At 43.3% G+C, this 478-nt stretch carries 1 pseudogene; it reads left to right on the top strand.

Annotated elements, in window-relative coordinates:
- Positions 1–314 (top strand): annotated as a pseudogene (locus tag CWC11_RS21380) (transposase); the annotation flags it as partial.
- Positions 315–478 lie beyond the last annotated feature (164 nt).

Consider the following 478-nt stretch of genomic DNA (forward strand, 5'->3'; position numbering starts at 1 on the left):
TGGCGCGTTTTGCAGGTAGCCCCCGAAAGCACATGCCCAAAGGTTTACCCTTTGAATTAAAGTCCTACTTAGAACTGGTAGAATTAACTGGCCGATGTATGCGGGCAGATAAGCGAGGCGCTATAAGCCCAATCAACTCACCAATTCTAGACAGACTCAACATCGCCCCAGAGAACTGGCAAAAACTCACCACGCAATTTACCAAAGTATTTCATGGCGCAGTAGGGCGACCGCAAAAGCTTGATAATTATTGTGCGAGCCTAGAAATAAAACGGCGCGCTAATTACAAGCAGTGTGAAAAGTTACTGGGTTAACTTTTATATCATCAAGGTAATCTCTAGATAACTAATGCACCATACATTGGCGGCTTAGCCGTGCCTTATTGTTGGGCATGCGTTCAGTTTTTCTCTCTCTTTGAGCTCATAGCACATGTAGTTAATTCAATTTGACTAACTAAGCGATATTTCAGGTTGATCAT

Source organism: Pseudoalteromonas sp. S3178 (assembly GCF_005886985.1).
Taxonomy (GTDB): Bacteria; Pseudomonadota; Gammaproteobacteria; order Enterobacterales; family Alteromonadaceae; genus Pseudoalteromonas; species Pseudoalteromonas carrageenovora.